Origin of the sequence: Methylobacterium sp. Leaf87, assembly GCF_001422775.1 — a bacterium.
Taxonomy (GTDB): Bacteria; Pseudomonadota; Alphaproteobacteria; order Rhizobiales; family Beijerinckiaceae; genus Methylobacterium.
The window spans coordinates 14,367-32,482 of sequence record NZ_LMMI01000022.1; the positions used below are offsets into that span (position 1 = coordinate 14,367).

Consider the following 18,116-nt stretch of genomic DNA (forward strand, 5'->3'; position numbering starts at 1 on the left):
TCTCGATGGGCCCCGCCGCGTGGCGCCGCACCATCGATGGCGTCCACCTAGTCCCCCGAGGGGGCAGGGTCCAGGGTCCATTCGGCGATTGCCCGAAGCCGGGCGGCGAAACCGGGGTGAAACCGGACTGCGTTCAGCGCAGGGTCCCGACGAAGTCCACCACCGCGCCGCCCAGCGCAGAGGCCTGCGTGCGCGCCGCAGCGCCCTGAACGCCGACGAAATCGCGAGCCCGGCCCACGGCCCGGATCGCCGGGGCGAAGGGCAGGGCGAGATCGGGCAGGAGGCCGCCCTCCTCGACGGGCACCTCCGCCTGCGCCACGGTCCCGACGGGATCGGCGTGCTGCGCCGCAGCGGGGGCGGCAATGGCCTTGGCGGGGGCGGGCCGACGCAGGGCGGCGACACGGGGCCCGGAGGGCCGGTGCTGCGCGACGGCGGGCGCCGCGACGGTGCCTTGTGCCGGGGGAGTGCCTTGTGCCGGAGCGGCGACGTGCGCCGCCACCATCAGGGGGAACTGGCGCGGAAAGGTGAGGGCGGCGGGCACGAAGGGCGTCGCGGGAACGGCCTCGGACACCAGGGTCGCGGGCGCCGAAGCGATCCGCGCCGCGAGGGTCGTGGGGGCCGGGGCGGGCACCTCCGGTTCGCGGCAGAACAGCGAGGCCGCGCCGAGCACGAGGGCCATAACGAGGGTGGGAAGCAGGGGCGGGGTGACGCCGGAGGTCGCATCCATGGCGAGGCCGTCATTGGCACACCCGCACTGGCTTCGCTCCGTCATGCCGGCGTCCTCGCAATCCATCGTCTTCGAAACCCCATTAGCGGCGCCGTTTACGGCGGAAGCTGGGCTATTTCCTTTCGCAAAGGTAAACCACGCCGGGCGCGATGCGTCCCGCTCCCCGCTGCTTCGGGCCGAGGCCGTTGCCGACACGACGAACCGCCCGTGCCCAAAACCTCGCCTTGCCGAGAATCGTGAGGCCGTGCGATCAGCGGAAGGGCGGCCTTCCCCCAATGTCGGACCCCGCGCCCTTCGCTTCGGACACCCAGCCCCGCTTTCGGACACCGATGACCGAGCCGTCCCTCACCGTGGCCGTGATCGACCCGAGCCCGGCGCGCGCGGCGATCCTCGAAGAGGGCCTGGCGGCGGCCGGCATCGCCCGCGTGGTGATCCTGCCAGACACCGCCGATCTTCCCGCCCGCGTCGCCGCCCTGAACCCCGACGTGGTGGTGATCCATGTCGAGAGCCCGAGCCGCGACATCCTCGAGCAGATGTCCGGCCTGTCGCGCCACGTCGAGCGGCCGGTGGCGATGTTCGTCGACCGCTCGGACGTGCCGATGATGCAGGCGGCGGTGGATGCGGGCATCTCGGCCTACGTGGTCGACGGCCTGCACCCGCAGCGCATCCGCTCGATCCTCGATGTCGCGATCCTGCGGTTCAACGCCTTCGCGCGGCTGCAGCGCGAACTGCTGGAGGCGCGGGGCGAACTCGCCGACCGCAAGCTCATCGAGCGGGCCAAGGGCATCCTGATGACGGCCAAGGGCCTCCCCGAGGAGGAGGCCTACCGGCTGATGCGGCGGAAAGCCATGAACGAGAAGCGCAAGATCGCCGACATCGCCCGCGCCATCGTCACGGCGGCGGATCTGCTCGGATGAGAGCCGTGGTCAGATGAGACTCGCTCTGGGATACGTTCCCCTCGTCGATGCGGCGGCACTCATCGTCGCCGTGGAGCGCGGGTTCACCGCGGCCGAGGGGCTGGCGGTGGATCTCGTCCGCGAGCCCTCGTGGGCGACCCTGCGCGACAGGCTGGCCCTCGGCCACCTCGATGGCGCCCACATGCTGGCGCCCCTGGCCCTGGCCAGCAGCCTCGGGATCAGCGGACCCGAGACGCGCCTCGCCGTGCCCCTCGCCCTCAACCTCAACGGCAACGCCATCACGGTGTCGCGGCCGCTCTGGGCCGACATGATGCGCGACGGACCGGGGGACGAGGGCCTCGACACGGTGGCCTCGGCCTTCGCCGGGGTGGCCCGCGCGCGCGCGGGGCAGGGGGCTCCGTTGACCCTCGGCACCGTGCATCCGTTCTCGAGCCACACCTATCAGCTCCGCCTGTTCGCCGCGCGCGGCGGCCTCGACCTCGATGGGACGGTGCGGATGGTGGTGATCCCGCCACCGCGCATCGCCGAAGCCCTGCGGGACGGCCACATCGACGGCTTCTGCGCGGGAAGTCCCTGGAACAGCCTCGCGGTGGAGGAGGGCTACGGTCGGATCGCGGCCTTCGGCTGTGCGCTCGCACCGGACTGCCCCGAGAAGGTGCTGGCCCTGCCCGCCTACGCGGCGCCGACCTGCGGAGCCCTGGTGCGGGCGGTGCACCGGGCCGGCCGCTGGTGCGCGCGGCACGAGAACCACGAGGAACTCGCACGCCTGCTCGCGCGGCCGGACCACCTCGCCATCGCGCCCGCCCTCGTCCGCCGCGCCCTGGCCGGCACGGTGGTGGTGGATCCCGACGGCACGCGACGGGACGCGCCGGATTTCGTCCTGTTCGGCGAGACGGCCGAGCGGCCGAGGCCCGCCCAGGTCGATTGGCTCCTCGACCGAATGACGGAGGCCGGCCAGATCGTCGCCACGCCCGATGTGAGCGAGCGCGCCCACGCCCTCTATCGCCCGGATCTGTACGACGACGCTCTGCCGGATTGATGCGGCTCGCACTGGGCGAGCACATGCCCGTGCCACCGGCATTCTGCACGCGGATTGTGCAGTGCGGGAGAGAGGCTCTCCACCGAGTTGGAGGACGATATGGTTCCGGCACGTGGAATCACAGGTCCGTGAGGCCGTGGGTCGCGCTCGGGCCCGTCTCGCCCGACCATTACGGAGGGGCCTGAGACAAACTCGAAAAATTCCAGAACTGGCATCCGCTTAGGTCGCGCGCAGGATCCCCGACAGGATCGCCGGGACGCACGCACGGAGGCCGTCCCTTCGTCCTGGCACGCCTCCTGCTAGGAGCTGGAGGCCCGTCAACGACGACGGGCCTTATCCGTCGGCAGAGCCGCTGACCCGAGTCTCCCCAAGGCACGCACCGTTATGCGTCCGACGGATGTGCTTGGTCGGCGGCTTTCTGTTTTGGCGCTTTGCAGTCCTGGCGAGGATTCCGGTTTCGATGAGTGATGGTTTTCGCAACAGCCGGCGCAATGTCCTGAAGGGGGCCGCCGCGACCCTCTCCCTGGCGGCACTCGCCCGGACGGCCTTCCCGGGCGGCGCCTTCGCGCAGGGGGCGGGCCCGGAGGTGAAGGGAGCCAAGCTCGGCTTCATCGCCCTCACCGATGCCGGTCCGCTGTTCGTCGCCAAGGAGAAGGGCTTCTTCGCCAAGCACGGCATGCCCGACGTGGAGGTGCTGAAGCAGGCGAGCTGGGGCACCACCCGCGACAACCTCGTGCTCGGCTCCGAGGGCAACGGCATCGACGGCGCCCACATCCTCTCGCCGATGCCCTACCTCATCACCGCCGGCCGGGTGACGCAGAACAACGTCCCGGTGCCGATGCAGATCCTGGCGCGCCTCAACGTCAACGGCCAGTGCATCTCCGTGGCCAAGGAATACCTCGACCAGAAGGTCGGGCTCGATTCCAAGGTGTTCAAGGCGGCCGTCGAGAAGAAGAAGGCCTCGGGCAAGTCCGTGAAGGCGGCCATGACCTTCCCGGGCGGTACCCACGACCTCTGGATCCGCTACTGGATGGCCGCCGGCGGCATCGACCCCGACAAGGACATCGAGACCATCGTCGTGCCGCCGCCCCAGATGGTGGCGAACATGAAGGTCGGCACCATGGACTGCTTCTGCGTCGGCGAGCCGTGGAACGCGCAGCTCGTGCAGCAGGGCCTGGGCTACTCGGCGCTCACCACCGGCGAACTCTGGAAGGACCACCCCGAGAAGGCCTTCGCCATGCGGGCCTCCTGGGTCGAGAAGCATCCGAACGCCGCCAAAGCCCTGACCATGGCGGTGCTCGAAGCGCAGATGTGGTGCGACAAGCCCGAGAACCGGGACGAGTTCGCCGCCATCGTGGCCAAGCGCCAGTGGATCAACATCCCGGTGGCCGACGTCGCCGGCCGGATGAAGGGCACCATCGATTACGGCGACGGCCGCATGGTCGAGAACAGCCCGCACATCATGAAGTTCTTCGCCGACAACGCCTCCTACCCGTACCAGTCCCACGACCTGTGGTTCCTCACCGAGGACATCCGCTGGGGCAAGTTCGATGCGCAGACCGACACCAAGGCCCTCATCGCCAAGGTGAACCGCGAGGACATCTGGCGCGAAGCGGCCAAGGCCCTCGGCGTCGCCGCGATCCCGACCTCCACGTCGCGCGGCAAGGAAACGTTCTTCGACGGCAAGGTCTTCGATCCGGCCGATCCCGCCGCCTACCTGTCCAGCCTCGGCATCAAGAGGACCGCGTGATGGCCAACACCTCCACCATCGCCGCCAGCCCCGCCATCGCGAAGGCGGCCGCCAAGCCCAAGCGCGCGCCGTTCGTCACGATGGCCACCCTGAACACCATCGCGAAAAACCTGATCCCGCCCGTGGTGGTGCTCATCGCCTTCCTGGTGATCTGGGAGCTGCTGTGCTCGCGCCCCGGCGCCGGCCTGCCGCCGCCCTCGCGCGTCGTCACCGAGGCGTGGGACATCATCGCCCACCCGTTCTACGACAACGGCGGCACCGACAAGGGCCTGTTCTGGCACATCTCCGCCAGCATCCAGCGCGTGGCCCTGGGCTTCGCCCTCGCCACCGTGGTGGGCATCCTCGTCGGTACCCTGATCGGGCAGTCGGAATGGGCCATGCGCGGCCTCGACCCGATCTTCCAGGTGCTGCGCACGATCCCGCCGCTCGCCTGGCTGCCGCTCTCGCTCGCCGCCTTCCGGGACGGCCAGCCGTCGGCGATCTTCGTGATCTTCATCACCTCGATCTGGCCGATCATCATCAACACGGCGGTCGGCATCCGCAACATCCCGCAGGATTACCGCAACGTCTCGGCGGTGCTGCGCCTCAACCCGCTGGAGTTCTTCTCCAAGATCATGCTGCCCTCGGCGGCGCCGTACATCTTCACCGGCCTGCGCATCGGCGTCGGCCTGTCCTGGCTCGCCATCGTGGCGGCCGAGATGCTCATCGGCGGCGTCGGCATCGGCTTCTTCATCTGGGACGCGTGGAACTCCTCCCACATCTCCGAGATCATCGTCGCCCTCGTCTATGTCGGCATCATCGGCTTCATCCTCGACCGCTTCGTCGCCTTCGTCGGCAATCTCGTCACCCGCGGCACCGCGACGGCCTGAGGATCATCCCATGACCTATCTCAGCATCGAGAACGTCGGCATCTCCTTCACCCGCGGCGGCCGCACCAACGAGGTCCTCCGCGACGTCAGCGTGAAGATCGACAAGGGCGAGTTCGTCTCGCTCATCGGCCACTCCGGCTGCGGCAAGTCGACGGTCCTCAACATCGTCGCCGGCCTGCTCAAGGCCTCGACCGGCGGCGTGCTGCTCGAGGACAAGGAAGTGAACAGCCCCGGCCCCGACCGCGCCGTGGTGTTCCAGAACCACTCGCTCCTGCCCTGGCTGACGGTGCGGGAGAACGTGGCGCTCGCCGTCGACAAGGTCTTCAAGGGCAAGAAATCGCGGGCCGAGCGTGGGGCCTGGATCGACCACAACCTGGCGCTGGTGAACATGACCCACGCCGCCGACCGGCGCCCGAGCGAGATCTCGGGCGGCATGAAGCAGCGCGTCGGCATCGCCCGGGCGCTGGCCATGGAGCCGAAGGTCCTGCTCCTCGACGAGCCGTTCGGGGCCCTCGACGCGCTCACCCGGGCGCATCTCCAGGACTCGCTCATGGACATCCATGCGCGGCTGAAGAACGCCGTGATCATGATCACCCACGATGTCGACGAGGCGGTGCTGCTCTCGGACCGCATCGTGATGATGACCAACGGCCCCTCCGCCACGGTGGGCGAGATCCTGACCGTCGATCTCGAGCGGCCGCGCCGCCGCCTCGATCTCGTGGAGGACGCCACCTACACCCACGCCCGCGCCGCCGTCCTCGAGTTCCTCTATGCCCGGCACGCCAAGCCGGCCATGGCGGCCTGAGACGCGGCGATGAAGGATCGGCTGGTCGTCATCGGCAACGGCATGGCGTCGTTGCGGTTTCTGGAGCGCCTCACCGAGCGGGCGCCGGGGCGCTACGACGTCTCCGTCGTCGGCGCCGAACCGCAGGCGGCCTACAACCGCGTCCTGCTGTCGTCGCTGCTGGGCGGCGAAGTCGACGAGGCCGGTTGCGCGTTCCGGGGCCTCGACTGGTACGAGAGCCACGGCATCCGCCTCATCACCGGCGCCCCCGTGACGCAGGTCGACCGCGAGAACGCCCTCGTCATGGTCGGCGAGACCCACGTCCTGCCCTTCGACAGGCTCGTGTTCGCGGTCGGCTCCGTGCCGATCCGGCTGCCGAAGCCCGGCATGGACCTGCCCGGCGTCCTCACGTTCCGCGATCTCGCGGACGTGACGGCCATCCGCAAGGCGGCCGTGGAGCACGCCCGCGCCATCGTCATCGGCGGCGGCCTCCTGGGGCTCGAGGCCGCCGTCGGCCTCGCGCGCCTGGGCGTCGACACCACGCTTCTCCACGTCATGGACCGGCTGATGGAGCGCCAGCTCGACCACGCCGCCGCCGGCTTGGTGAAGCGCGCCATGGAGGCGCGGGGCGTCAAGGTGCTGCTCAAGGCCGACACCGCCACCGTCGAGGGTGACGGAAAAGTCGAGCGCCTGATCCTGTCGGACGGCACCGTGCTGCCCGCCGACCTCGTGGTGATGTCCGTGGGGGTGCGTCCCAACGTGGCCCTGGCCCAGAATGCCGGGATCGCGGTGGGCCGCGGCATCAAGGTCGACGACCGGATGCAGTCGTCCGATCCCCGCATCTTCGCGCTCGGCGAATGCGCCGAGCATCGCGGCCAGATCTACGGCCTCGTCGAGCCCGCCTACGAGCAGGCCGAGACCTTGAGCCGCCACCTCGTCGGCGAGGAGGCGGCCTATGCGGGCACGTCGCTCGCCACCAGCCTCAAGGTCTCGGGCCTGCCGGTGTTCTCGGCCGGCGCCATCGAGGCGCCGGAGGGCTCCGAGACGATCCTCATGAGCGATCCCGGCCTCGGTCTCTACCGCAAGCTCATCGTCGCCGACGACCGGCTGCTCGGCGCCGTGTTCGTCGGCGACATCGCCGAGCAGGGCTGGTGCAAGGACCTCATCCGCACCGGCGCCTCCGTCGCGGCGCATCGCGACGACCTGATGTTCGGGCGAACCGCCCCCCAACCCCTCGCAGCCTGACGGAGGCTTTCATGGCTGACGATTTCAACGCCGAGCAGAAGCGCTACCTCGAAGGTTTCGCCTCCGGCATCTCCGCGGCCCGCCTCACCGGCGGCCTCGCCCTCGGGCAGGCAAGCGCCCCCCCGGCCGAACCCACTGGGCCCGACGCCATCCACATCAAGGCCCAGGACGCCACGGTGAAGGCCGGCGGCAAGCTCTGCGACCAGGAGAAGTGGAAGCGCGCCGAGAACGCCTTCGACGGCCACAACCGCCTCATCGCGGAGGCCGCCACCGGCAAGGCCCCGAAACCGGAGGACAATTTCCGCTGGCGCTATCACGGCCTGTTCTGGGTGGCCCCGGCCCAGAACTCATACATGTGCCGCCTGCGCATCCCCAACGGCATCCTGCAGCACTGGCAGTTCGCCGGCATCGCGGATCTCGCCGACGCCCATGGCGGCGGCTACAGCCACGTCACCACCCGGGCGAACCTCCAGGTCCGCGAGATCACGCCCGAGCACGGCCAGCCCTTCCTCGACGGCCTCATCGACCTCGGCCTGACCGCGCGCGGCGCGGGCGCCGACAACATCCGCAACGTCACCGGCTCGCCGGTCGCCGGCATCGACGCCCAGGAACTGCTCGACACCCGGCCGCTGGCCAAATCCTGGCACAACCACATCCTCAACGACCGCTCGCTGTTCGGCCTGCCGCGCAAGTTCAACGTCGCCTTCGACGGCGGCGGGGTCATGCCGGTGCTGGAGGAGACCAACGACATCGGCTTCCAGGCCATCCGGGTTCTCGACGGCGCCGCCGTGGCGCCCGGCATCTGGATGCGCCTCGTGCTCGGCGGCATCTCGGGCCACCGCGATCTCGCCCGCGACACCGGCGTCGTGCTGAAGCCCGAGGATTGCAACCGGGTGGCGGACGCCATCCTGCGAGTCTTCATCAAGAACGGCGACCGCACCAACCGCAACAAGAGCCGGATGAAGTACGTCCTCGACGCCTGGGGCTTCGACAAGTACCTCGCCGCCGTCGAAGACGAACTCGGCCGCAAACTCGACCGCGTCGATCCCGCCCATGTCGCCCCGCGCGGCCCCATGGACCGCTTCGCACATGTGGGCGTGCACGCCCAGGTGCAGCCCGGCCTCAACTGGATCGGCGTGATCCTGCCCGTCGGCAAGCTCACCACCGACCAGATGCGGGATCTGGCCAGCATCGCGACCGAATGCGGCGACGGCGCCATCCGCATGACCGTCTGGCAGAACTTCCTGTTTTCCGGGGTTCCCGACGCGAAGGTGGCCGAGGTCCAGGCACGGGTCGCCGCCTTGGGCCTCACCACGGAGGCGTCGAGCATCCGCGCCGGTCTCGTCGCCTGCACGGGCAACCGGGGCTGCAAGTTCGCCGCCTCTGACACCAAGGGCCACGCCCTCGTCATCGCCGACTACATCGAGGCCAACCTCAAGGAACTCGACGTGCCGGTGAACGTGCACCTCACGGGCTGCCACCATAGCTGCGCCCAGCACTACATCGGCGACATCGGGCTCATCGGCGCCAAGGTGGTGGTCTCGGAGGAGGGCGACACCGTCGAGGGCTACGACATCGTCGTCGGCGGCGGCTTCGGCGACAGCCCAAAGATCGGCACCGAGATCTGGAAGGCCGTGAAGGCCGAGGATTGCCCGGCCCGGATCGAGGCGCTCCTACGCAGCTACCTCGGCAGCCGCGAGGGCCCGCAGGAGAGCTTCCAGGCCTTCACCCTGCGCACCGGTCCCGAATCCCTGCGCCACAGTGCCGAAGAGCAACCCGTCCTGAAGGCAGCCGCATGAGCGAGCACGTCACGCCCCCGCTGGTTCTCATCCCCGAGAACGCCCCGTTCAACCCCGACCAGCGCTCGTGGCTGTCGGGCTACTTCGCCGCCCTTCTGGGCCCCGCCGTCGAGGGCGCCACGGCGCTGGCCCCCGGCGACATGGGCGGCGGCCAAAAGCTCGCCGACAACGACGACGCGCCGTGGCACGACCCGTCGATGCCCCTGCCCGACCGGATGGAGCTCGCGCGTGAACGGCCCGAGGCGCAGAAGCTCATGGCCGCCATGGCGCAGCAGGATTGCGGCCAGTGCGGCTACAACTGCGCCGACTACGCCAACGCCATCTTCCTCAAGAGCGAGGAGCGCCTGAACCTGTGCCAGCCCGGCGGCAAGGACACGCTCCGGATGCTGAAGAAGCTCGACGAGGAGTTCGGCGCCGGCGGCGGGGCCGCCCCGAAGACCGCCGGCGACGCCGCGCCCAAGGCCGAACCGACCCTCGGCCCCCTCGGCTTCTGCCGCGAGAACCCCGTGGAGGCGACGTTCCTGTCTCGGCTCCGCTTGAACGCGCCTGGGGGCGAGAAGGAAACCTGGCACGTCGAGATCGATCTGACCGACACGCCCATTGAGTACGTGGTCGGCGACTCCCTCGGGCTGTTTCCCGCCAACGCCCCGGCCCTGGTCGACGCGGTCATCGCCGAGCTCGGGGCCCGTCCCGAGCGCAGGATCGGACGCAAGACCCTGCGGGATTGCCTGCTCACGGACTATGCGCTGGGCGGCGCGCCCGACGGGCTCTACCAGCTCCTCTCCCTCCTCACCTCGGGCGAGGCGCGCAAGAAGACCCAGGCGCTCGCCGCCGGCGAGGATCCGGACGGCGACGCCGCCCATCTCGATGTGCTCGGCGCGCTCCACAAGTTCCCCGGCGCGCGGCCCGACGCCGAGGTGTTCCTCGAAGCCCTCGACGAGTTGCAGCCCCGGCTCTACTCGATCTCGTCCTCGCCGAAGGCCGATCCCGGCCGGGTCTCCCTCACGGTGGACGCGGTCCGCTACAGCCACCGCTCGCGCCTGCGGCTGGGCGTGGCCTCGACCCATCTCGGCGAGCGCATCCCCGAGGGCATGAAGGTCAAGGTCTACCTCCAGAAGGCGCATGGCTTCGCCCTGCCCGACGACCGGTCGAAGGACGTGATCATGGTCGGCCCCGGCACCGGCATCGCGCCGTTCCGCGCCTTCCTGCGCGAGCGCGACGCCACGCAGGCGCCGGGCCGCAACTGGCTGTTCTACGGCCACCAACGCCAAGCGAGCGACTTCTTCTACAGGGACGAGCTCAACGCCCTGAAGGACAAGAAGCTGCTCACCCGCCTGTCCCTGGCCTGGTCCCGCGACGGCGGCGAAAAGACCTACGTGCAGGACCGCATGCGCGAGAACGGCGCCGAACTCTGGAAGTGGTTCGAGGGCGGTGCCCATTTCTACGTCTGCGGCGACGCCAAGCGCATGGCCAAGGATGTGGAGCGGGCGATCATCGACGTCGCCAGCCAACACGGGGGCAAGAACCCCGACGAGGCCGTGGCCTACCTCGCCCATCTGAAGAAGACCGGGCGGTATCAGGCCGACGTGTACTGAGAGGCAAAACCCTCCCGGCGCCGTGGGCTATCGAACTCCGCATATCTGGCGCTCTTCAGAACGGGCGCGTCCCTCTCTCCCTTGTGGGGAGAGGTTAGGAGTGGGGGCGGTTCCGCCAGACCCCGCAGCATGAGGGGCACCCGACCCCCCCACCTCCAACTCCTCCCCACAAGGGGGAGGAGGGCTGGCCGGCGCTTCAGGCCCGACTCTTGCTCCCATCCATGCTGACAAAAAACCCCGCCGAGGATCACGCCATGAACGCGCACGTCCAGGCGCCCGCCCCCGTCAAAACCACCTGCCCGTATTGCGGCGTCGGCTGCGGCGTACTCGCGACGCCGGACGGGCAGGGCGGGGTCGGCATCGCCGGGGACACCGCGCATCCGGCCAATTTCGGCCGCCTCTGCTCCAAGGGCTCGGCTTTGGGCGAGACCGTCTCCCTGGACGGCCGCCTGCTCCATCCGCAGGTCGACGGCGCGCGCGCGAGCTGGGAATCGGCGCTCGGCACCGTCGCGGGGTCCCTGCAGAAGATCGCCGCGCAGCACGGGCCGGAATCCATCGCCTTCTACCTGTCGGGCCAGCTCCTCACGGAGGATTACTACGTCGCCAACAAGCTCGCGAAGGGCTTCCTCGGCACCCCCCACGTCGACACCAACTCGCGCCTGTGCATGTCGAGCGCCGTGGCCGCCCATCGGCGCGCCTTCGGCTCGGACACCGTGCCGGGCTGCTACGAGGACCTCGACGAGGCCGACGTCATCGTGCTCGTCGGCTCCAACACCGCCTGGTGCCACCCGATCCTGTTCCGCCGGATGATCGACGCACGCGCCAAGCGCGGCACCAAGCTCGTGGTGGTCGATCCCCGCCGCACCCAGACGGGGGAGGAGGCCGACCTGTTCCTCGGCCTCGCGCCCGGCTCCGACACCGCCCTGTTCTCGGGCCTGCTCGTGCATCTCGCCGCCACCGGCGCCGTCGATGCGGCCTATGTCGCCGACCATACCAGCGGCTTCGACGGCGCCCTGGAGCGCGCCGCCGCCATCGCCCCGAGCGTCGCCGCCACCGCCGCCGCGACGGGCCTCGCCGAGGCCGATGTCGCCCGGTTCTTCGCCCTGTTCGCCGGTACGAAGCGCGTGGTCACGGCCTTCTCGCAAGGGGCGAACCAGTCGGCGCAGGGCACCGACAAGGGCAACGCCATCATCAACTGCCATCTCGCCACCGGTCGCATCGGTCGGCCCGGCGCGGGGCCGTTCTCCCTCACCGGCCAGCCCAACGCCATGGGCGGGCGCGAGGTCGGAGGGCTCGCGAACATGCTCGCCGCCCACATGCACTTCGCCCCCGAGGAGGTGGACCGCGTCCGCCGGTTCTGGAAGGCGCCCAACATCATCACCGGCGAGGGCATGAAGGCGGTGGCCCTGTTCGAGGCGGTGGCGCGCGGCAAGATCAAGGCCCTGTGGGTGATGGGCACCAATCCCGTCGTCTCCATGCCCCGGGCCGACGCCATCCGCGAGAGCCTGAAGGGCCTCGACCTCTACGTGGTCTCCGAGGCCGTGGCCGACAGTGACACCGCCCGGGCGACGGGGAAGAAGACCGTGCTGCTGCCGGCCTTGGCCTGGGGCGAGAAGGACGGCACGGTGACGAATTCCGAGCGCCGGGTCTCGCGCCAGCGCGCTTTCCTCAAGGCGCCCGGCGAGGCGCGGGCCGACTGGCAGATCATCGCGGACGTGGCCAAGCGCCTCGGCCACGGCGAGGCCTTCGCCTATCCCAACGCGGCCGCGATCTTCCGCGAGCACGCGGCCCTGTCGGCCTACGAGAACAACGGCACCCGCGATTTCGACATCGGCGCCCTCGCGGACATGCCCGATGCGACCTATGCGGGAACGCCCCCCCTGCAATGGCCCCTGCCGAAGCGCGGCAAGGGCCGGGCCCGCCTGTTCGCCGACGGCCAGTTCTACACCTTCGACAAGCGTGCCCGCTTCGTCGCCGTGCAGGCGCCCGCCCTGGCCCAGCCCGTCACGGAGGAACACCCCTTCGTCCTCAACACCGGCCGGGTGCGCGACCACTGGCACACCATGACGCGCACGGGAAAGAGCCAGCGCCTCTCGGCCCACCGCGCCGTGCCCTTCGTCGAGATCCACCCCGACGACGCCGCGCGGCTCGGCGTCGCGGAGGGCGATCTCGCCCGCGTCTCCACGCCCCACGGCACCGCGATCCTCGAGGCGATGGTCACGGAGGGCGTGCGCCGGGGCGATCTCTTCGCCGCCTTCCATTGGAGCGACGCCACCGCGTCGGATGCCCGCGTCGGTGCCCTGGTGCGCGGCGTGCCGGACCCGGTCTCGGGCCAGCCCGAACTCAAGGCGACGCCGGCCGCGTTGAGCCCAGCGCCCTACCGCAATCGCGGCTTCCTGCTCATCCGCGAGGCGCATACCCCGCCCGCCGGCTGGTGGTGGGCGCGCGCCACGGTGGAGGGCGGGTCCGGCCTGCACTTCGCCACCCAGGAGAGCTCGCGCGCCGTCGCCCTGATGATGCGCGGCCTGTTCCAGGGCCTGGAACTCGCCGAGTACGCCGACCACGCGCGGGGGCATTACCGCTGCGCCGTCTATGACGGAGTTCGCTTGGTCGCCTGCCTGGCGCTCGCCCCGAGCGAGGCCCGACCGAGCTGGGAGGCGGCCAAGGCGTATTTCGCCGCCGAGGAGATCGAGCCCGCCGCCCGCCGCGCCCTGCTCTCGGGCCGGGCCGAGACGGCCTCGGCCGGTCCGACGATCTGCGCCTGCCACGGCGTCGGCCTCGACGTGATCGCGGGCGTGATCGCGGCCGGCGCCGGCTCCGTCGAAGCCGTCGGCGTCGCCTGCAAGGCCGGAACGAATTGCGGCTCGTGCATCCCCGAGATCCGCAAGCTGCTGCCGCAGGCGCTTGCGCGCAACGCAGCATAGGCTCACTTTGTGGGTACGAAGGACCCCGATCCGAGATCCATGAGCACACCTCGCCAGCCCCGCGAAACCCGCCCCGCCAGTCCCGAATCCGCCCGCGGCGCCAATGCCGCCGGCCTCGAGCCCCTGGCCGTCCTGCCGGTCTTCGTGCCGTTGCAGGGCAAACGCGCGGTGCTGGCCGGCTCCAACGGCGGCGCGCCCTGGAAGGTGAAGCTGCTGGCCGCCGCCGGGGCGGACGTGGACGTCTACGCCCCCGAGCCGAGCGAGGAACTTCGCGCCGTGCCGGGCGAAATCGTCGCCGGCTCCGTTACCCTGCACGCGCGTCAGTGGGCGGAGGCCGACCTCCAGGGCGCGGCCTTCGTCATCGGCGCCATGGAGGACGAGGCCGACTGCATCGCCTTCGTTGCCGCCGGACGCCGAGCGGGCGCCATCGTCAACGCCGTCGACCGCCCGCATCTCTGCGACGTGAAGTTCGGCGCCATCGTCAACCGCTCGCCCATGGTGGTGGGCATCTCGACGGAGGGCGCCGCCCCGGTCTTCGGCCAGACCGTGCGCGCCCGCATCGAGGGCATGCTGCCGCGCGGCTTCAAGGCCTGGATCGGCGCCGCCCGCGACTGGCGCGAGGAAGTCACCGGCCGCTTCCACGGTTTTTCGGACCGCCGCGCCTTCTGGGAGCGGTTCACCGACCGCGCCTTCGCCGAGCCGGACCGGGCGCCGACCGCAACCGATCTCGCCGAGTTGCTGGGCGAGACCGAGGCCACGCCGAAGGGCGGGGCCGTCACGCTGGTGGGTGCCGGACCGGGCGACGCCGAACTCCTCACCCTCAAGGCGCTCAGGGCGCTGCGCAATGCCGACGTGATCCTCTACGACGACCTCGTGGCGCCCGAGATCCTCGACTACGCGCGCCGCGAGGCCCGCACCATGCTGGTGGGCAAGACCGGGCACGGCCCCTCCTGCCGCCAAGACGACATCAACGCCCTGATGGTGCAGCTCGCCAAGTCCGGCAAGCAGGTGGTGCGCCTGAAATCCGGCGACCCCCTGGTGTTCGGTCGGGCCGGCGAGGAGATCGACGCCTGCCGCGAGGCCGGCATCCCCGTTTCCATCGTGCCCGGCGTCTCGGCGGCGCAGGGAGCGGCCGCCTCCCTCTGCATCTCGCTCACCAACCGCGACGCGGCGCGGCGCCTGCAATACGTCACTGGCCACGACCGGCGCGGGGCGCTGCCCGAGGACCTGAACTGGGGCGCCCTCGCCGATCCGAGCGTGACCACGGTGGTCTACATGCCGAAGAAGACCCTGCGCGTGCTGCTGGAGCGCGCCATGACCGAGGGCCTCGCCCCCGGCACCCCGGCGCTTCTCGTGTTCAACGCCACCCGGCCGAACCAGACAGTGGTGGAAGCCAGCGCCATCGACCTCGCCGACCGCGTCGAGGCCTCGGGCCACGAGGGGCCGGCGCTCCTCATGGTCGGCGAGGCGCTGCGTCGGACGAGTGCGCAGGCCGCCCCCGCGATGGCCGAGCCGGACAAGCTCGCGATCTGACGGGCGCCCAGTTGCGGCGCGGCGTTCAGTTCGGCCACGGCGAACGTATCGGGCTCCGAACCGCATTCCCCATGATCGCGAAGTCCCCGCCAGCGGAGACGTGAAGCACCGCGACCCAAGAAGCTATCGTCCCCGAGAACCCATCGTCCCCAAGAACCATCGCCCACAGGGCCCTTCTGCTCCGGTGGTGACCCTGTGGAGATCCGCGGCGTCGGGACCGGAGCGAGCCCGTTCATATCGCGCGCGACGCCGGGGCCGGTTGCCCGAATCCCGGTCGCGTGGTCTTGCAGACCTGAGAATTCCGGATTCGGGATTCGCGGCTTCGGGTTCCGGATCGGTCTCGAGGGTCGCCCAGAGAATCCCCCGCCAAGGTGTCCCATGCGTCGCGCTCTGCCGCTCATCTTTTTCGCCGTCGGCCTCGTCGCCCTGGGCGTCGCCGCCGTGTTCGTTCTGGTGCCCCAGGCCAACGTCGTCGCCACCAGCACCGTCGGCGGACCGTTCACCCTCACGGATCAGAACGGGCGCCGCGTCACCGAGCGTGATTTCACCGGCCGGACCCATCTCGTGTTCTTCGGCTTCACCCATTGTCCGGACGTGTGCCCGACGACCCTGCAGCAGATCGGCGACGTGCTCCGTGCACTGGGACCGAAGGGCCAGGACACCAAGGCCCTGTTCATCGCCGTCGACCCCGAGCGCGACACGCCCGCTGCCCTGAAAGCCTATCTGGCGAGCTTCGACCCGCGCATCGTCGGACTGACGGGCACGCCGGAGGAGATCGCCGCGGCGGTGAAGGGCTACCGCGCCTATGTCCGCAAGGTGCCGACCAAGGACGGCGACTACACCATGGAGCACACGGCCCTGGTCTACGTGATGGATGGCCAGAACCGCTTCCTCAACGCCCTCAACCTGACCAAGCCGCCCGAGGCCGCCGCCGCCGACCTCGCCAAGATGCTGTGAGCGCTCTGTCTCCGCATCGGCTTCTCCCGAAAACCGGCGTTCACTTTTGGGGCTGAGGGTCAGGTTCGGTGCAGCGCCCCGCTGCGGGAGCTGCGCGACAGGCCGTGCTCGGTCTTGTTCCAGCGGTCGGGGGCGAGGACGAGTTCGACGAGCCCGAGCCAGGCACCGGCGCTGACGAGGAGGAAGTAGGCCGGCATCAGGGGCACGTAGGGCAGGAGGTCCCACCAGCCCCGGCGCACGCAGCCGAGGGCGGCCGGCAGCAGCATGGCGAGGAGGCCGGACACGAACACCGTCACCGCCGTGCCGGTGGGCAGGTTGCTCCAGAATCCCGCGACGGGTTCGACCCCGGCGAACACGAACCGGTAGGCGGCGTGCCCCATCAGGAACGGGTAGGCGAGGGCGCAGACGACGGTACCGGGCACCAGGGCGATGGCGGCCAGGGTCCCGAACGCCCCGAGTTGGCGGAACGTCTCGCGCGGCTGACGGCCGTGGGTGAAGCTCGTCTGGATGAAGCCCTTCATCCAGCGGGCGCGCTGGTGCAGCCATGCGCCGGGCCGCGCCGGAGCCTCCTCGAAGGTGCTGCTCGGCAGGTCGCCGACCCGGTAGCCCGCCCGCGCGAGGCGTAGGCCCAGATCGGCATCCTCGGTGACATTCCACGCATCCCAGCCGTGGACGGCCCGGAGGATGTGGGTCCGGAAATGCGTCGACGTGCCCCCGAGCGGAATCGGTACGTTCCAGGCGGCGAGCGCCGGGATCAGTACATCGAACAGGGCGGCGTATTCGAGGGCGAAGCATTTCGGCAGCGGGCCGTCGCGCTGGTTGTCGATGACGAGGCGCCCCTGGAGACAGGCCGTCCTCGGGTCGCTGCGGGCGAACAGCGCGGCGGCGGCGCGGAGCTGGCCCGGATCGGGCACGTCCTCGGCGTCGTAGACCACGAGGCAGGTACCGCGGGCGAGGGGCAGGGCGCAGTTGAGGGCACGCGGCTTCGTGCGCGGCAGGCCGGGCGGCACCACCACGATCTCCGCCCCGGGCGGCAGGGCTGCGGCGGCGAGGGCGGCGGCCGTCTCGGCATCGTGCGCCTCGATCACGAACTTGATGTCGAGCTTGGCCGCCGGATAGTCGAAGGCCGAGAGGGCCGCGGTGAGGCGTGGGACCACGGCCGCCTCCCGGTGGAGGGCGACGAACACCGTGTAGACGGGGAGGTCGGCATCGGCCAGGCACGCGTCCGCCGCCACGCCCTCCGCCTCGACGCTGACGGCGGCGACCCGCAGGGTCACCATGGCGAGGAGCACGAGTTGGACGGCGGTCCAGAGGCCCACGACCAGGGTGGGCGGAAGTTCGACCATGGCAACCACCGCGAGTCCGGCGATCAGGCCGGCGATGGCGAGGGTCGGTCCCATGGGACGGGCCTTCAGCGCCCAGTCGGGCCGGTGGACCTGAAGGGAATCCGCCGCGGCGGCGGCGATGCCGGCGGGGTTGGCGCTGAAGACGGCTTCGCGCAGGGCGCGCGGCGTGGTCAGCGCCGGCATCCGACCCATGGGGCTGCGCCCGCCCAGCACTTCCGCGATGGCGGCGCCGCGCGGCGCCAGGACGAAGGCGGCCGGCGCGCCCGGCAGCAGGGGGGCGACGCCGGCGACCACGCTCTCGGGGTAGCGTGCGCCGGGCCCCAGGGGGATCGCGCCGGCGAGGAAGGGGGTGCCGAGTTCGGCCGCGAGCGCCCGGTAATAGGCCTCCTCCGTGACGGTGCCCGACGCGAGAAGGGCGGAGGCTCCGTCGGTGCCCCAGGCGCGGGCGCGGTCGGCGGCCTTGGCCAGGGCTGCCGGATCGACACCGTGATCCAGGAGGAAGGCGAGGTCGGGCGGCAGGGGCGAGACGCCGGCCTGCGACACGAAGGGTAAACCGAGGATCGACAACGGGAGCGTCTCCCGGCGGCTCGAGAACGTGCTAGGGAGACGGCGTGAGCCAGACCGCGTCCGC

Annotated in this window: 13 protein-coding genes; 11 read left to right on the forward strand and 2 right to left on the reverse strand. The window is 70.6% G+C overall.

The features are described 5' to 3' along the window. Positions 1 to 133: 133 nt before the first annotated feature. A complete protein-coding gene (locus tag ASF22_RS12285; RefSeq protein WP_156647690.1) occupies positions 134 to 772 on the reverse strand; it encodes a hypothetical protein in 639 nt (212 codons plus the stop codon). A gap of 284 nt (positions 773 to 1,056) precedes the next feature. Between ASF22_RS12285 and ASF22_RS12290 the strand changes: the two genes are divergently transcribed. From ASF22_RS12290 to ASF22_RS12340, 11 genes are all read left to right on the forward strand, one after another. Continuing rightward, the gene (locus ASF22_RS12290) at positions 1,057 to 1,644 is read left to right on the forward strand and encodes an ANTAR domain-containing protein (protein ID WP_056168611.1); all 588 of its coding nucleotides are present in this window, start codon (positions 1,057 to 1,059) and stop codon (positions 1,642 to 1,644) included. Positions 1,645 to 1,657: 13 nt separating this feature from the next. Further along, the gene (locus tag ASF22_RS12295; RefSeq protein WP_056264666.1) at positions 1,658 to 2,683 is read left to right on the forward strand and encodes a CmpA/NrtA family ABC transporter substrate-binding protein; all 1,026 of its coding nucleotides are present in this window, start codon (positions 1,658 to 1,660) and stop codon (positions 2,681 to 2,683) included. Positions 2,684 to 3,143: 460 nt separating this feature from the next. Further along, positions 3,144 to 4,433, forward strand: a complete 1,290-nt coding sequence (locus ASF22_RS12300) for a CmpA/NrtA family ABC transporter substrate-binding protein (protein WP_056168446.1) — start codon at positions 3,144 to 3,146, stop codon at positions 4,431 to 4,433. Next, entirely contained in the window at positions 4,433 to 5,302 is an 870-nt protein-coding gene (gene ntrB / locus ASF22_RS12305) for a nitrate ABC transporter permease (RefSeq protein ID WP_056168449.1), read from the forward strand. The genes ASF22_RS12300 and ntrB overlap by 1 nt, the downstream gene beginning before the upstream one ends. Before the next feature lie 10 nt (positions 5,303 to 5,312). Then, a complete protein-coding gene (locus ASF22_RS12310) occupies positions 5,313 to 6,107 on the forward strand; it encodes an ABC transporter ATP-binding protein (protein ID WP_056168452.1) in 795 nt (264 codons plus the stop codon). 9 nt (positions 6,108 to 6,116) lie between these two features. Further along, entirely contained in the window at positions 6,117 to 7,331 is a 1,215-nt protein-coding gene (locus ASF22_RS12315; protein WP_056264669.1) for an FAD-dependent oxidoreductase, read from the forward strand. 11 nt (positions 7,332 to 7,342) lie between these two features. Further along, complete coding sequence (locus ASF22_RS12320) at positions 7,343 to 9,130, forward strand: NirA family protein (RefSeq protein ID WP_056264672.1); 1,788 nt, start codon at positions 7,343 to 7,345, stop codon at positions 9,128 to 9,130. Then, positions 9,127 to 10,725 carry a sulfite reductase subunit alpha gene (locus tag ASF22_RS12325; protein WP_056264675.1) on the forward strand — a complete coding sequence of 533 codons (1,599 nt, stop codon included), beginning with the start codon at positions 9,127 to 9,129 and terminating at the stop codon, positions 10,723 to 10,725. Before ASF22_RS12320 ends, ASF22_RS12325 begins: the two co-directional genes overlap by 4 nt. 254 nt (positions 10,726 to 10,979) lie before the next feature. Then, a complete protein-coding gene (locus ASF22_RS12330; RefSeq protein ID WP_056264678.1) occupies positions 10,980 to 13,649 on the forward strand; it encodes a nitrate reductase in 2,670 nt (889 codons plus the stop codon). A gap of 39 nt (positions 13,650 to 13,688) precedes the next feature. Next, complete coding sequence (gene cysG / locus ASF22_RS12335; protein ID WP_056264681.1) at positions 13,689 to 15,182, forward strand: siroheme synthase CysG; 1,494 nt, start codon at positions 13,689 to 13,691, stop codon at positions 15,180 to 15,182. 378 nt (positions 15,183 to 15,560) lie between these two features. Beyond that, positions 15,561 to 16,139 (forward strand): SCO family protein, encoded by a 579-nt coding sequence (locus ASF22_RS12340; RefSeq protein WP_056168470.1) that lies wholly within the window; start codon positions 15,561 to 15,563, stop codon positions 16,137 to 16,139. A gap of 59 nt (positions 16,140 to 16,198) precedes the next feature. Here ASF22_RS12340 and ASF22_RS12345 read toward each other — a convergent pair whose 3' ends face one another. Then, a complete protein-coding gene (locus ASF22_RS12345; RefSeq protein ID WP_082483678.1) occupies positions 16,199 to 18,052 on the reverse strand; it encodes a glycosyltransferase family 2 protein in 1,854 nt (617 codons plus the stop codon). Between the last annotated feature and the right edge of the window lie 64 nt (positions 18,053 to 18,116).